1 protein-coding gene is annotated in these 1,053 nt (G+C 68.1%); it reads left to right on the forward strand.

Going from position 1 to position 1,053, the window contains the following annotated elements; all coding sequences use genetic code 11:
- Positions 1-1,053 (forward strand): hypothetical protein (locus tag P409_RS39780; RefSeq protein ID WP_034849627.1); only part of this gene is annotated, 1,053 nt, incomplete at both ends.

A 1,053-nucleotide genomic window follows, 5' to 3' on the forward strand; every position in this document is an offset into this window, starting at 1 on the left:
GCCGCGCCGCAGCAGGGCCAGGCCGCGGCCCCGCAGCCGCAGGGGCAGCAGGCCCCGACGCCGAAGGAATTCACCATCGACGCCGGCGGCTGGAAGGGCGGGGCCGTTCCGAACCCGCAGAACCACCAGTTCAGCCATTGCGACATTTCGAAGCCCTATGACAACGGGCTGACGCTGGCCTTCACGCTGAACCCGAACTTCCTGTTCAACGTCGCCGTCGTGAAGCAGAACTGGGGGCTGAAGGAAGGCGAGAAGGGCAAGGGCCGGATCCGGGTCGATTCCGCCTATGACAAGCAGATCGACATCGTCCCGGTGTCGCCGGTCGCCTATGTGCTGCCGGTCGGCCAGGACGGCGATCTGTTCCAGGCCCTGGCCAAGGGCAGCAAGGCGATCGTGACCACGCCGAAGGGCGAGTTCACCTTCCCGCTGACCGGCACCGGCGCGGCCCTGCCGGCGCTGAAGAACTGCATCGACACCGCCCGCGGGCTGATCGCCAAGGCCCAGGCCAACAACCCCCCGGTCGACCCGCGCACCCTGGTCGGCGCGCAGGGCTTCGGCATGCCGGTGGGCGCGCTGCAGGATATCCTGAACGGCGCCGGCATCAAGGATGTCGGCATCGCCGACCCGCGCAAGCTGCCGCGCGACCCGCTGCAGATCAACCAGGCCTGGCAGGTCGGCACCGACGGCAAGGTCATCGGCGGCCTGCACCAGGAGCCGCGCGGCGACGCGGTCGAGATCGACCAGTTCGCCAAGCGCTATCTCGAGATCATGAAGTCGGTGTGCGGCACCGACTGGCAGAGCAGCGACCAGCCGGCCGCGATCGAGGGCCCCTACGCCGTCAAGCGGGCCGAGCTGAGCTGCACGATGAACCAGCAGAAGATCGCCGCGTCGCTGGTCTTCACCCTGGACGACAACTACTACACCGCCTTCTTCCACCAGGCCCTGCAGACCGACAAGGCGCTGGCGGACGACGCCTCCAACAAGCTGGCCACCTTCATCCAGACGCAGATGGCGTCGGCCGAGGCGGAGAAGCAGAAGCAGGAGAACGGCCAG

Origin of the sequence: Inquilinus limosus MP06, from assembly GCF_000767795.1 — a bacterium.
GTDB classification, from domain to species: domain Bacteria; phylum Pseudomonadota; class Alphaproteobacteria; order DSM-16000; family Inquilinaceae; genus Inquilinus; species Inquilinus limosus_E.